Annotated in this window: 11 protein-coding genes; 4 read left to right on the forward strand and 7 right to left on the reverse strand. The window is 71.9% G+C overall.

What is annotated here, in order from left to right:
- Positions 1–319 precede the first annotated feature (319 nt).
- From ACIQ8J_RS01540 to ACIQ8J_RS01555, 4 genes are all read left to right on the forward strand, one after another.
- A complete protein-coding gene (locus ACIQ8J_RS01540) occupies positions 320–886 on the forward strand; it encodes a beta-class carbonic anhydrase (RefSeq protein WP_403263690.1) in 567 nt (188 codons plus the stop codon).
- A 201-nt stretch (positions 887–1,087) separates the two neighbouring features.
- Positions 1,088–2,098, forward strand: a complete 1,011-nt coding sequence (locus ACIQ8J_RS01545) for an AAA family ATPase (protein ID WP_403263692.1) — start codon at positions 1,088–1,090, stop codon at positions 2,096–2,098.
- Complete coding sequence (locus tag ACIQ8J_RS01550) at positions 2,098–3,456, forward strand: DUF58 domain-containing protein (protein WP_403263693.1); 1,359 nt, start codon at positions 2,098–2,100, stop codon at positions 3,454–3,456. The genes ACIQ8J_RS01545 and ACIQ8J_RS01550 overlap by 1 nt, the downstream gene beginning before the upstream one ends.
- Positions 3,453–5,936 (forward strand): transglutaminaseTgpA domain-containing protein, encoded by a 2,484-nt coding sequence (locus ACIQ8J_RS01555; protein ID WP_403263695.1) that lies wholly within the window; start codon positions 3,453–3,455, stop codon positions 5,934–5,936. Before ACIQ8J_RS01550 ends, ACIQ8J_RS01555 begins: the two co-directional genes overlap by 4 nt.
- A 208-nt stretch (positions 5,937–6,144) precedes the next feature.
- Here ACIQ8J_RS01555 and ACIQ8J_RS01560 read toward each other — a convergent pair whose 3' ends face one another.
- From ACIQ8J_RS01560 to ACIQ8J_RS01590, 7 genes are all read right to left on the reverse strand, one after another.
- Positions 6,145–6,534 carry a DUF3040 domain-containing protein gene (locus tag ACIQ8J_RS01560; protein WP_403263697.1) on the reverse strand — a complete coding sequence of 130 codons (390 nt, stop codon included), beginning with the start codon at positions 6,532–6,534 and terminating at the stop codon, positions 6,145–6,147.
- A gap of 276 nt (positions 6,535–6,810) precedes the next feature.
- Positions 6,811–7,569 carry a class I SAM-dependent methyltransferase gene (locus ACIQ8J_RS01565; RefSeq protein ID WP_403263699.1) on the reverse strand — a complete coding sequence of 253 codons (759 nt, stop codon included), beginning with the start codon at positions 7,567–7,569 and terminating at the stop codon, positions 6,811–6,813.
- Between the two features lie 133 nt (positions 7,570–7,702).
- Complete coding sequence (locus ACIQ8J_RS01570) at positions 7,703–8,254, reverse strand: SAV_6107 family HEPN domain-containing protein (RefSeq protein WP_403263700.1); 552 nt, start codon at positions 8,252–8,254, stop codon at positions 7,703–7,705.
- A gap of 185 nt (positions 8,255–8,439) precedes the next feature.
- Positions 8,440–9,366 (reverse strand): hypothetical protein, encoded by a 927-nt coding sequence (locus ACIQ8J_RS01575; protein WP_403263702.1) that lies wholly within the window; start codon positions 9,364–9,366, stop codon positions 8,440–8,442.
- Positions 9,367–9,413: 47 nt separating this feature from the next.
- Positions 9,414–10,424 carry a TniB family NTP-binding protein gene (locus ACIQ8J_RS01580; protein WP_403263704.1) on the reverse strand — a complete coding sequence of 337 codons (1,011 nt, stop codon included), beginning with the start codon at positions 10,422–10,424 and terminating at the stop codon, positions 9,414–9,416.
- Positions 10,421–12,466, reverse strand: coding sequence for a Mu transposase C-terminal domain-containing protein (locus ACIQ8J_RS01585; protein WP_403263706.1), 2,046 nt, complete (start codon positions 12,464–12,466; stop codon positions 10,421–10,423). Before ACIQ8J_RS01585 ends, ACIQ8J_RS01580 begins: the two co-directional genes overlap by 4 nt.
- The gene (locus ACIQ8J_RS01590; protein ID WP_403265155.1) at positions 12,466–13,161 is read right to left on the reverse strand and encodes a TnsA-like heteromeric transposase endonuclease subunit; all 696 of its coding nucleotides are present in this window, start codon (positions 13,159–13,161) and stop codon (positions 12,466–12,468) included. Before ACIQ8J_RS01590 ends, ACIQ8J_RS01585 begins: the two co-directional genes overlap by 1 nt.
- Positions 13,162–13,313: the final 152 nt, after the last annotated feature.

The raw sequence follows: 13,313 nt of genomic DNA on the forward strand, positions 1-13,313 counted from the left end.
GCCGACCGGAGAGCGGGAGGAGGCCGAGCCGTACGTGCGCCGGGCTCGCGGGTAAACGTATGGTCCGGGAGGCCGTGCTTCCCGGAGGTTTGGGATTGTGCAAAGGGGAGGACCGTGTGTCACGCCTCCCGCTTCGCGCCACTTTAGTCCACTCGTCCCTTGGGTCAATCAACCCTCCAGCGCGCCGCCGAGCACTTTTTTCACTCGTACGGGTGACACGTGGCGGGGGTTGTGGGTTAGCTCACAAGCGCCCGAGTTGACAGTCTTTTTCCGCCCCCATGGCGAGACCGAACGATCAGCGGCGACTACCGTCATAGACATGTCGACTCCTGCGCACATACCCGCAGAGCCTCCTGCGTCCCGTCCGCACCTGACCGTCCGCAGCGGCGGGACGGTGACAGACCGGCTGGTCGAGGCGAACCGCACGTATGCCGACGCGTTCAGCGATCCCGGCATGGACGCCCGCCCGGTGCTCCACGTGGCCGTCGTGGCCTGCATGGACGCCCGGCTCGACCTGCACGCCGCCCTCGGTCTGGAGCTCGGCGACTGCCACACGATCCGCAACGCGGGTGGCGTGGTCACCGACGACGTGATCCGGTCCCTCACCATCAGCCAGCGCGCGCTCGGCACCAGCAGCATCATGCTGGTGCACCACACCGGCTGCGGTCTCGAATCGCTCACCGAGGACTTCCGGCACGAGCTGGAGGACGAGGTCGGGCAGCGGCCCGCCTGGGCGGTGGAGTCGTTCCGCGACGTCGACCAGGACGTACGCCAGTCCATGCAGCGGGTCCGGACCTCGCCGTTCCTGCCGCACACCGACGACGTCCGCGGCTTCGTCTTCGATGTGACGACGGGACTGCTGCGGGAAATCGATCCGGCGGACTGACAACCGTCGGAACGGAAAAAAGGGGGCAACGCATGGCCAATCCCCCTCAGTTGTCCACAGGCGAGTGACACGGCGCGCGAACGCCAACAAGAATGCGGATGTGACACCGGTCCGAACCGTTCGGCCGTGGTGTCCGTATTCCGGGGTGGGCCGGGCCGTCGAAGGCGCATCGGCCCGTATGCAAGGGCCGAGGAGGGCCGGGTGACGACCTATGACGATCGAGCGAGCCTCACAGATCTGACCGCCACAGCGGAGCGCGTCCGCAGGTCGGTGGAGAGTGTGATCGAGGGCAAGCCCGAGGTCGTACGGCTTTCGCTGACCGTACTGCTCGCGGAAGGGCACCTCCTCATCGAGGACGTGCCCGGCGTGGGCAAGACCATGCTGGCCAAAACGCTGGCCAGATCCATCGACTGCTCGGTCCGGCGCATCCAGTTCACGCCGGACCTGCTGCCGTCGGACATCACCGGTGTGTCGATCTACGACCAGCAGCGGCGGGACTTCGAGTTCAAGCCGGGCGCGATCTTCGCGCAGATCGTGATCGGCGACGAGATCAACCGCGCCTCGCCCAAGACGCAGTCCGCGCTCCTGGAGTCCATGGAGGAGCGGCAGGTCACCATCGACGGGCAGACCTACGAACTGCCCAGCCCCTTCATGGTCGTCGCCACCCAGAACCCGGTGGAGATGGAGGGCACCTACCCCCTCCCCGAGGCACAGCGCGACCGGTTCATGGCCCGCGTGTCGATGGGCTATCCCACGCCCGAGGCCGAGCTCCAGATGCTCGACGTGCACGGCGCCGTCTCCCCGCTCGACGACCTCCAGCCGGTGGCGCACGCCCATGACATCGTCAAGCTGATCGACGCGGTCCGCGGCGTGCACGTCGCCGACGCGGTGCGGCGGTACGCGGTGCAGCTGGTCGGCGCCACCCGCAACCACCCGGATCTCAGACTCGGCGCCTCGCCGCGCGCCACGCTCCACCTGCTGCGCGCGGCGAAGGCGTCCGCCGCCCTCAGCGGCCGCGAGTACGCGCTGCCCGACGACGTCCAGGCGCTGGCCGTCGCGGTCCTCGCGCACCGGCTGCTGCCCACCGCCCAGGCCCAGCTCAACCGGCGCACCGCCGAGCAGGTCGTCCTGGAGATCCTCCAGCGCACGCCCGTTCCGCAGGCCGGTAATCCGCTGTACGGCCAGCAGCCGCCCGGCGCCCGGCGGCTGTGATGGCGGCCGGGGGGCCTGCCGCGGAGGAGCAGGCCAGGGGCGGGCCGTGGGCCGCCCTGTCCGGACTCACCACCCGCGGCCGCTCCTTTCTCGCGGCGGGCGTCGCCGCCGCCGTCTGCGCCTTCGTGCTCGGCCAGGAGGACCTGCTCCGGGTCGGTCTGCTGCTCGCCGTGCTCCCGCTGGTCTGCACGGTGGTGCTCTACCGGACCCGCTACCGCGTGGCCGGCAGCCGCCGGCTGGCCCCCGGCCGGGTCCCGGCCGGCGCCGAGGCCCGGGTCCAGCTGCGGGTCGACAACGTCTCCCGGCTGCCCACCGGTCTGCTGATGCTCCAGGACCGGGTGCCCTACGTCCTCGGCCCGCGCCCGCGCTTCGTGCTCGACCGGGTCGAGGCGGGCGGCAAGCGCGAGGTGTCCTACCGGGTGCGCTCGGATCTGCGCGGGCGCTACCCGCTCGGTCCCTTGCAGCTGCGGCTCACCGACCCCTTCGGGATGTGCGAGCTGACCCGCGCCTTCAGTGCGTACGACACGCTCACCGTCATCCCCAGGACCGAGCCGCTGCCGCCGGTGCGGCTGTCCGGCGAGGCCGCCGGGTACGGCGACGGACGGCACCGCTCGCTGGCGCTCGCCGGTGAGGACGACGTCATCCCGCGCGGCTACCGGCACGGCGACGACCTGCGCCGGGTGCACTGGCGCTCCACCGCGCGCTACGGCGAGCTGATGGTGCGCCGCGAGGAGCAGCCGCAGCGGGCCCGGTGCACGGTGCTGCTCGACACCCGGGAGATCGCGTACGCGGGCGCGGGTCCCGACTCGGCCTTCGAATGGGCGGTCTCGGGCGCGGCCTCCGCGCTGGCGCACATGCTGGAACGGGGCTTCTCCGTACGGCTGTTGACCGACACGGGCAGTTCGGTGCCGGGCGAGGGGGCCGGCGGCTTCGCCGGTTCCACCCAGGACTCCTCCGACTCGGCCGGGCTGATGATGGACACCCTCGCGGTCGTCGACCACTCCGACGGCGGCGGACTGTCGCGCGCGTACGACGTGCTGCGCGGCGGCAACGAAGGGCTGCTCATCGGGTTCTTCGGCGATCTCGACGAGGAACAGGCCGCGGTCGCGGCGAAGATGCGGCGGCGCAGCGGCGCAGCGGTCGCCTTCGTGCTCGACAGCGGGCGGTGGATGCCCGGCGCCACGGAGCGCGGCCCCGTCGAGGAGCGGCTGCGGCTGCTGCGCGAAGGGGGCTGGACGGCGCTCGCGGTGGAGCCGGGCGCGGCCCTGCCCGAGCTGTGGCGCCTCGCGGGCCAGGAACGTACGAACGCGGGAGCGGCGCCCGGCGGCGCTCCCGGCACGGCAGGGGGATGGTCATGAGCGGGCGCGGACGGCTGGCGCTGTGCGCCTACGCGGCCACGGTGATGGCGGCGTGCTCGATGCTGCCGCTGGTCAACCCGGCGCCCTGGATCCTCCAGGCCGCCTTCCTGCTCGCGATCCTGAGCGGGGTCGGCGCGCTGGCCCGGCGGGTGCCGCTGGCGAGGCCGCTGACGGTGCTCGCGCAGGCCGTGGTGGCGCTGCTCGCGCTGACGGTGGTGTTCGCGCGCGAGCAGGCGATCGCCGGGGTGCTGCCGGGGCCCGACGTCTTCGACCACTTCAACACCCTGCTCCAGCAGGGCACTTCGGACGTGGGCCAGTACGCGATCCCGGCGCCGGCCACCCCGGGCATCCGGCTGATGCTGGTGGGCGGGGTGCTGATCGTCGGTCTCGCGGTGGACGCGCTCGCGGTGACGTTCCGCAGCGCGGCCCCGGCGGGTCTGCCGCTGCTCGCGCTGTACTCGGTGGCCGCGGGGCTCTCCGAGGGCGGCGCGAGCTGGCTCTGGTTCGTCCTGGCGGCCGCCGGCTATCTGCTGCTCCTGCTCGCCGAGGGCCGCGACCGGCTCTCGCAGTGGGGCCGGGTCTTCGGCGGGGCCGCGCGGGCGCCCGGCCGGCCTCAGCAGGGCGTGTTCGAGAGTGCGGCGCCGCTGGCCCCGGTCCGTACCGGGCGGCGCATCGGCGTGCTCGCGCTCGGCATCGCCCTGGTGATCCCGGCGATGCTGCCCGCGCTGGACAACGGGCTGCTCGGCTCCGGCGGCGGCACCGGGGACGGTGACGGGAACGGCGGCACCATCTCCGCGGTCAACCCGCTGGTGTCGCTGCAGAACAGCCTGAACCAGCCCCAGGACCGCGAGGTGCTGCGGTACAACACCAACGCCCGGGACACCAAGGGGATGTACCTGCGGATCGTCGCGCTCGACGAGTTCGACGGGGCGTCCTGGAAGTCCTCGGAGCGCCGCATCAAGGACGTGCCCGATCCGCTGCCGAGGCCGGACGGGCTGAGCCCGTCGGTCAGCACCACCGAGGTGCAGACCAGCATCTCGGCGGCGGGCTGGTACGCGCAGAACTGGCTGCCGATGCCGTTCCCCGCGACCCAGGTCAAGATCAAGGGCGACTGGCGGTTCGAGCCGGTCGGCCGGACCCTGGTCGGCGACCGGAAGCAGACGACCCGGGGTGCGCAGTACACCGTCGGCAGCCTCCTGGTGCAGCCGACGGCGGCCCAGCTGGCCAACGCCCCGGCACCGCCCGCCGCTCTCCTGGCGGAGTACACCCGGGTCCCGGACTCGCTGCCCTCCGTGGTGAGCGCCACCGCGCGGCAGGTCACCAGCGGCACTGCGAACAACTACGAGAAGGCCGTCAAGCTCCAGGACTGGTTCTCCACCAGTGGCGGCTTCACCTACAACACCCAGGTCCAGTCGGGCAGCGGCACCGAGGCGATAGCCAACTTCCTGAAGGAAAAGGAGGGCTTCTGCGTCCACTTCTCCTTCTCGATGGCCGCGATGGCCCGGACGCTGGGCATCCCGGCCCGGGTCGCGGTCGGCTTCACGCCGGGCGTACCGCGCGCGGACGGCACGATGTCGGTGGGCCTGCGCGACGCGCACGCCTGGCCCGAGCTGTACTTCGAGGGCGTGGGCTGGACCCGCTTCGAGCCGACGCCGACGCGGGGCTCCGTCCCCGACTACACCCGCCGGCAGGCTCCGTCCGGCAACCCGAGCAGCCCGGCCCAGCCGTCCAGGAGCGCCTCGGCCGAGCCCTCGGCCAGGCCGTCCGCCGCGGAGTCCTGCCCGCCGAGCGCACGCCGCCTCGGCGACTGCGGGCCGTCGGCGGCGGCCGGGGTGGCGGGCCCCACGGACAGCGGCCCCTCGGCATCGACGCTGGTCGGTACGGCCCTCGGGGTGGCGGCGCTGCTGGTGCTGCCGCTGCTGCCCATGCTGTGGCGCAGCCGGGTGCGGGCCCGGCGCCTCGGCTCCGGCGGCCGGACCCCGGCCGACGCGGTGGCCCGTACGCTCGCCGCCTGGCAGGAGATCACCGACACGGCCTGGGACCACGGCATCCCGCCCGACGAGTCCCAGACGCCCCGCAAGGCGGCGGCGCGGGTGGTCCGGCTCGGCCGGCTCGACGGCCCCGCGGCGGACTCCGTCCACCGTGCCGCGGGCGCGGTGGAGCAGGTGCTGTACGCACCCCGCCCCCAGCCCACGCCGGGCCTGGTGGACGACGTGGCCCGGGTTGCGGCGGGGCTCCGCGCGGAGGCGAGCCGCTGGGTCACCCTGCGCGCGATTCTCGCCCCGCGCTCAGCTGTCCGGGTGATCTGGACCCTGTCGCTCCGCTGGGAGACGGCTACGGCCCACTGGGGTGAGCGGGTCCGGGGGCTGGGATCGGCACTGCGGTCCCGTGGAGGTCGTCGAGATGGCGACCCGGGTGCGGGTGACAGCCCCGGGACGCCACAATCCAGCCCGTCATGGGGGTCCCCCCTGGACCTTTAGTCCTTGGGGGAGCTTGAGAAGCGTTTGAGGAACGGGGGTCCGGGGGCGGAGCCCCCGGGCGGTGCTGGGTGACCGGCCACCCCGGCCGGCACCGGGGCAAGGCCAGCCCGGCCGGCATCGGACATGCCTCCGGACCGCACCGGACATGCCTGAGGGGCGGTCACCTAGCGGGTGACCGCCCCTCAATTCAGGTCAGAACGGGGCGGGGTTAGCGCCCCTCATCGCGGCGCCGCTGCCAGCGCTGCTCGATCCGGTCCATCACCGAGCGCCGCTGCCGGGCCTGCCGAGGTCCGGCGGAACCGCCCGCACGCGCCTGTTCACCGGGACGCGGCGCCTTGCGCCAACCGGTGACCGCGAGCACCGCACATCCGAGCATGACGAGGAAACCCACCACGCTGATCCAGATCTGCTGCGCGACCATTCCTGCCATGAGGAGCGCGATACCCACCAAGAAGCCGACGACCGCCTGGTAGACCCGTCGCCGGGTGTACGTACGCAGCCCGCTTCCCTCAAGCGCTGTCGCGAACTTGGGATCTTCGGCGTACAGCGCTCGCTCCATCTGCTCGAGCATGCGCTGCTCGTGCTCCGAGAGCGGCACGGAGTCCTCCTACTCGTCGGTCGCGGGGGGCGACCGGATGCGGCCCCTTCAGGATAGGCAGGGAATCGCCCCCGTGAAACCCGCCCTCTACGCCAAATCGCCAGCCGGGCCGCCACGGCGGTTCGGCTGTGGAGATTCAATTCCCCGTGCGCCGATCCGTCATGCCGGACGGTGTCCACCGATCATACGGGGCGAAGCCGCCGATCGGGGGGCCTGTGGCGTACTCCATGCGGCACAGCGTCCCTGATCAGCCCGCCGACGGCCGCGCGAGCGGGGTCAGCCGCGCTTCTCGCCCAGTACGTGCAGTTGGGTGGCTACGGCATGGAAGGCGGGCAGCTCGGCGGCGGCGGCCTCCAGCTTGAGGAGCGCGTCCAGGGCGCCGGGCTCGGTGTCCACCAGGACACCGGGAACCAGGTCGGCGAAGACCCGCACCCCGTGGACCGCCCCGGCGGTGGCCCCGGCCGCGCCGACCAGCTCGACGAGCTGCTCGGCGGTGAACCGGTGCGGCACCGGGTCGCCCGCGCCCCAGCGGCCCGCCGGGTCCAAGAGCGCGTGGCGGGCCTCGGTGAAGTGCCCGGCGAGCGCCCGGGAGAGCACCGCGCCGCCGAGCCCGGCGGCGAGCAGGCTGAGCGCGCCCTCGGGCCGCAGCGCGTCCACCGCGTTGCGCACGCCTTCCGCCGGGTCCTCGACGTACTCGAGGACGCCGTGACACAGCACCGCGTCGTAGCCACCCCGCTCGACCACGTCGAAGAGGCCGAGGATGTCGCCCTGGACTCCCTGCACCAGCTCGGCGGCGCCCGCCTCGGCTGCCCTGCGCTCCAGCGCGAAGAGCGCGTTGGGGCTGGGGTCGACCACGGTGACCCGGTGGCCGAGGGCGGCCAGCGGCACCGCGAAGTTGCCGGAGCCGCCACCGGTGTCCAGGACGTCCAGGGCCTCCCGCCCGGTCGCCTTGACCCGACGGTCGAGCGCTTCCTTGAGGACCTCCCAGACCACAGCGGTACGGAGGGAGGCGCGGGGGCGCATGGGGTCCGACACGGCAGTTGACTCCTCGGCGCGGTGCCGCCGCGGACGGCGGGGCGGGAAAGGTGAAGACGCGTCCACCCTATTGCCTCCCCGGCCCGCTCCGGATCAGCCGCGGGCCGTCGCGGCCGGGGCGGCACCGTCGCCGTCAGCCCGTCCCCCGTTCCGCCTCCGGCGCCCGGGGCCTGGGCTGGGGCAGCACCGGCTGGAGGACCAGCATCCGCTCGACCAGGCGCAGGAACATGCCCGCGTCGCGGAGCAGGTCGTCGGCGTCCCGGGTGGTGGCCGCGCCCGGGATGCCGGCCTCGGCGCGGGCCCGCCTGTGCGCCCCCGAGGCGAACAGGGCGCTCCACTCGGTCAGTTCGGGCGCTATTTCCGGCAGGACTTCCCAGGCACTGCGGATGCGTTGGCGGCGGCGCGGGTTGGTCTCGGGGCGGCCCCGGGCGGCGAGGACGGCGGCCGCGGTGCGCAGGGCGGCCAGATGGGCCGTCGCGTACCGCTCATTGGGGGCGTCGAGGACGGCCGCCTCGTCCAGGCCGCCGCGGGCCTGGGCGAGCAGATCGAGGGCCGCGGGCGGTGCGCCCGCCCGGCGCGGCACGGGATGGACGTCGTTCGCGGGACCGCCCGCCGGACCGTTCAGTGAGGGGGCAGGGCTGCTTGCGCGGCGCCGGGGTGCGGCTGCTGCGGGGGAGCTGGCCATGACGAACCTCCTGTCGTCGTGTGACGGCGCTGTGGCCGTATGTGTCCATCGTGAGGGGCACCACTGACAATCGACCCGGCCCCAGGCCTGACCTGCTGTGTTGGTTCTCTCCTGACCTGGCGAGACGGCGGTTGTTGTGAGCGGTTCTTCGCCATTCGGCGTGAGACATCCATTCGTTGTCTTTCTCATTCGAAGTGGCGACTTTCGGGGAACGGCTGCGGGATGCTCCCGTAGCGGGGGCGGTTTTTCTGGAGGTCGGCCCAGAACGCGAGGCGGGCGGCAGCGTGGCGGGCGCGCAGATCCTGGGCCCATTCGCAGAGTGGGTCCACTCGGCCGCGATCGGTGATGAACCCCTCGCGATCAGCGCCGAGGACTCCAGCGGTGTAGCGGTAGAAGTTGTTGAGGTGGTGCAGCTCCACCATGGAGACATGGCGGCGCCAGTCCGGGTAGGTGAGCACCTGGGCGAGCTGCACCATTTCTGGGAACCTCACTGCTGCCTTGCCGTGCCCCTTGGCGCCGATGGCTCCGGCCCGGGTGTCCCAGCGGTCGAGCAGGGCGGGGTGCCGCTTCTCGCTGGCCCAGCGGGTCGTCATGTTCCACGCCTGGAAGAGGGCTGCGGAGGCCTTGTCGCGGCCGTAGCGGGCGACCAGTTCGTTGTACTCGGCCTGGGCGGTGACGACCTCGGGGGCAGCCGCGAGGTCGAACTGGGGATCGCTGTTGATCCAGCGGCCGTGTGCGAGGCAGACACAGCGGTCCCGGTCGCGGTACTCCCATCCGACGGCGGTAGCCGGACTGTGCCGCAGCGTGCAGCTGCGGCAGGCCAGGACGGGATGCGGGGAGCCGCGGAAGAATCGCGCGTAGGGCCGCCGGCGGGGCAGCGCCACGTAGAGGGGTGAGCGGCTCAGGACGGGAAGGGCTTTGCGGAGGTGGGCGACCGGGGTGCTGGCAAGAACGCTGAGCCGCTTCTGGGCGGGGTCGTTGAGGTAGGCATCACGGTGCAGGACGTGCTTGCCCGGGGTGCAGTCCCCGATCGTGCGGAACAGCAACGTGGCGGGGAAGTCGTTCGCGGCGGCCAGCCGGGCGACGAAGGACACGACGGTCTCGCCAGCCATGGGCCGTGCCCGCAGCGGGAGCGGGCGGGCTGGTCTCTCCCAGCGTTTCACCGGCGGTCCTCCTCAGCAGCGGTGTCGAGGACGACGGCTTCGAGGTGCCGTTTGGTGATCTTCTCGGCGCCGTCGGCGATGGCGTCGTTGGCGGCCTCGTAGATCAGCTGGTCAAGGCTGCCGATCATGCCGCTGGTCCGGTTGTGCAGGTAGGACTCGTGCCGCAGGAGGGTGCCGGGGGTCTGGCGGTGCAGTCGGAGGGTGGCCTCCATGGTCATGACCACCCGTTCCCAGTCCTCGCGCTGCTGAGGTGTGCCGTGCTCGAACGGGCCGGTGTGCAAGGTGATGAACCGTCCGGCCAGCTGGCGGCCCCGCAGCCCGGAGAACAGACCGTTCTCGCTGACGTTCACACCCGCGTAGATAAACGTCGCCTGGATCTGCTCGAAGAGGTATTTGAGCTGGTCAGAAGCGTCCTGACCGTTGCGGGTGGTGAGGTCGAGATTGTGGATTTCGTCGACCACGATCAGTCGGCAGCGGACCTTGTGAAGCACGGAGATCACGTTGTGGGTGATCACCTGCGGGCTCTCCCGGTAGGCGTAGGGCAGGCCGAGGAATGCGGCCAGCTCGACCACCAGGTCTCGGGGCCTCACCGCGGGCGGGGTGACGATGTAGACGACCGGGATGCGCTCGCCGGTGACGTCGACGGGCGTACTGCGCTCGACCTTGAGCTGGTGGCGTTTGCCGAGCTGGGAGACCGAGGTGGTCTTGCCGGTGCCGGACGGCCCGGACACGATCAGCCCCTTGCGGCCGGTCTGGCGGCGCGCGTTGCGGGCGATCAGCTTCATTCCGGTGGTCGTGATCCTGCGGATCGCGGGGGTGCTGACCAGCAGGAGTTCATCGTGGTAGGCGGTGCGGGCCTGGTCGTAGACGTTTCTCTCGACGCGGCTGAGGCCCTGCCATGCCCCGTCCGGCAGCAGCGGGGGCGGCTCGGGCAGGCTCTGCGACATGAACGCGCGCCAGCCGTCCAGGCTGGCCAGCGGCGGCATCCCCTCGATGTCCCGACTCACTGCTCGTCCCCTTCCGCGAAGGGGTCGTAGAGCCCGAAGGGAACGACCTCTCCGCCGGCAGCTGCCTCGGCAGCCGCGGAGTCCTCGTCGTCCGGTTCGTCGCCGACGGGCGGGGCCTGCAAGGGAACCGGCAGACGGCGGGGCATCGCGGTCGCCGCGCGGGCTTTAGCTGTGGCCCGACGCTCGGGCCCGGGGCCTTCCTCGGCGCGCTTGAGGATGCCCGCCAGGACCACGGCGACCGAGGACTCCTTGGTGGCGTCGACGCCCCGGGCCGCCGCGATTGTGCGGGCATAGCGCCAAGTGAAGTCAGCGAACGGCTGCCGGATCAGCGGGAGTTGGGTCCACTCCGCGGTGATCCATCCGCCCTTGTGATGGTCACGGACCCAGACCCGGGTCAGGTCGTAAGGGTCGTAGTGGACTTCCCAGGCCCCGCGCTGAGCGGCAACCCCGGAGCCTCGCCTTCGGTAAGGGGCGAGGGCAGAGCTGTTGTAGGTGCGGTAGTCGATCTGGACGCCGTAGTCGTTGATGCCCCGCCAGAGCGCGGGCAGCATCTCGATGTAGTCCTCGCCGGTGGGGGTGACGGGCACGTATCCGGCGGCCGCGACCATCGCGGCGTACGCCTCGTTCGGCGAGAGCGGCCGGTCCGGGGTGAGCGGGTGGCGCAGGCCCTCGTGCGGGCGCATCTGCCACCCGGCGACGATCCACTCGTCCAGCAGATCCTGGAGGTCAGCGACCGGCCAGGCCGCCCGGCTCTCGACGTCGCTGCCGCGGCGGGTGACGTCGCGGCCGGTGTAACCCGCCAGGTGCTGGGTGAACAGCGAGTTGATCGAGGAAAATGTCCGCTCCACGACACCCTTTTCCGCAGGTGAGCGAGGGTGACAAGGCTGCACCGAGATGCCGAGCGTGCGGCAGGCCCGCAGGAACGTCTCGGACAGGTAGACCTTGCCGCGGTCGATGACGATGGTGTCCGGGACGATGACCGGCCTGGCGGCCGTCAGCTCCAGCCGGGTGTCAATGTTGACCAGGCGCGCGTGCGGAATCCGGGACGCGGACATGCGCAACGACGCGTCCCAGTTGGGCCGCACCGGCTCGGGAACGACCATGCGAGCCAGTATCAAAGCGGCGTCCACCGCCTTCGTCCCGGCCGGGTGCAGCACCGCCGCGCAGATCGTCCGCGTCGCGATGTCGACCGCGATCGTCAACTCCGTGCGGCCGAGCACCCCGTCGTCCATCACCGCCATCACGTCCAGCGGCGTGGTGTCGATCTGCACCTGTTCACCCGGCCTCGCCGCGACGGTCGCGGTGAACACCCCGGTGGGCCGGTTGGCGATCTGACGGCGTGTGACGGCCGAGCCGAAGGTATGACGGCCTGCCGACAGCGCGACCACCAGCCGGTAGAACGTCGCACGGGACGGCATCGCCACCACACCCTCGCCGTACTCCTCGGTCAGGAACCGCTCGACCTGCCGCAGTATCCGGGCCTTGGTGCCCGTCGACGTGCCGGTCTGAGCCTCGATCGCCGCGACCGTGGCCCGCACGATCCGCGAGTCGACGTTCCCCGTCGGCCTCGGCCGGGGCGCGTACCGGCCGTCGACCAGACCCCACAGTCCCTGTTCCCGGTAGCGGCGGCGCATCCGCTGAACCGTCCGGAGCCCGGCCTTCAGCTCGGCGGCCTTCGCCTTCTCCCGCTCCGCCAGGGACCGGGAATCCGGGTCGTATTCCGGGCGCGGGGCTGTTCCCTCCGCAGCGTCCGGCGGCAGACCGGTCTCCACCTCAATCAGATGGCGTTCCCACCGGCAGGCGGCGTCCGCGACCTTCTTCGGCAGCCCGTCCAGCAGACCCTGAGAGGTCAGCGGGGCCACCGGCGCCGAGCCGATGACCTCGAAGTCAGCGGCCGCGAACAGGTAGGCCGCCAGCACCATGGACGGTTCCCCCGAGGCTGACAGCAACCGCACAGTCGTGCCAGCGACGGCCACCACGGTGTGCTCCAGGCCGCCGAAGACCACCCGGTCCCCGACCCTCAGCAGCGGACGGCCCCGCATCACTCGGCCTCCCCGGCAGCCAGCCGGACCACGCTGCGGTCACCCAGCAGCACCGACAGGTCGGTCACCAGTTCCTGGCACCACAGCAGGTGGAACAGCACCGGCAGCACGGCGATCGGGTCACCGGCTGCCTCAGCACCCTCCATCAGCAGTCCCGGCCGGGAGAAAAACCCCCGCAACCGCCCGGCCGCTTCGGCGCGGAAGCACCGCGGATGCCGGTAGCCGGCCAGCCACCGCAGATTCGCGGACACCACCTGATCGAGCTCGCCCCACAGGGCATAGCGCCAGCCAACCTCGTCGCAGGCCCGCTCAGTTGCCTTGAACTTCGCCATGTCCCGGGCGGGCCGCCGGTCCTCCGGACGGGAGTCCACCAGCAGCACCGAGCCGTCGTCACGGCGTACGAAGTAGTCAGGCGCGTGCGAGACGGTCCTGCCCCGCTCGTCCTCCCAGAACAGCCAGAGAGGCTGCGAGGCCAGCGCCGACACCTGCGGATCGAAGTCGAGCGCCATCGCATGGTCGCGCTCCAGCCACGACTCATAGCCGACATGCGCGCCCACGGTCGCCGACCAGTACAGCCCCGGATAGTTCCGCTGCCCGCGGTACGAGGGGAACTCGCGTACCGGACGCCCGTCCTCGAACCGCACCCGCGCGGCCCTGGCCAACGGCAGCCGACGTTCCACCCCGTCCCCTCCCATGTAGCTCACCTCGAAGCCCTCGACCCGCGCCGGAGCCCCGCCCACCACGCTTCGCATTCGTGTGCTCACCCGTCCAGGCTCGCCAGGTCAGATGAGAACTCGCCACCGCCTTCGCCAGAACTCACGCGAAAGCGCCACATCACGCGCGACCC

Origin of the sequence: Streptomyces sp. NPDC094147 (assembly GCF_044764265.1) — a bacterium.
GTDB lineage: Bacteria > Actinomycetota > Actinomycetes > Streptomycetales > Streptomycetaceae > Streptomyces.